Origin of the sequence: Mesorhizobium sp. M2D.F.Ca.ET.226.01.1.1 (assembly GCF_004022705.2) — a bacterium.
GTDB lineage: Bacteria > Pseudomonadota > Alphaproteobacteria > Rhizobiales > Rhizobiaceae > Mesorhizobium.
In genome coordinates, this window is the sequence record NZ_RZOY02000061.1 from 1 (window position 1) to 384 (window position 384).

The 384-nt window shown below is 49.5% G+C and carries 1 protein-coding gene; it reads left to right on the top strand.

Translation table 11 applies throughout. From position 1 onward, the window contains the following. Window positions 1-384, top strand: a 384-nt coding sequence (locus tag EN869_RS33750) for a hypothetical protein (protein ID WP_135916127.1), incomplete at both ends; no start/stop codon positions are given.

A 384-nucleotide genomic window follows, 5' to 3' on the forward strand; every position in this document is an offset into this window, starting at 1 on the left:
GTTGCTGGTGCCTTCCTGTTCGCCAACCTTTTGTCAGCGCTTGCAACCTACATACAGGGCTTTCATCTACTCAAACATTCAGCAGGGGCCCGCATTTCGGCGACCTACAAATATTTGCAGCGCCTCATGAGCAAGAGGTGGAATTACTTTGAGCGTCGCAAGCTCGGAAACTTCATCGCTCAGTACAACTCGCTTACCTATTTCGTGAACTACGTCATCAAGGCGATTGGGACGGTGATTTCGGACGCTCTATTCGTCGCTGTAATCACTGTTGCTCTATTTATGCTTCACCCCATCACCGGGGCCGTAGTGCTTTTTGTGAACTTCAGCGTCATTGCTATCCGAGTGTTGCTCATGAAAAAGGCTCGGATGCTTCAAGATACC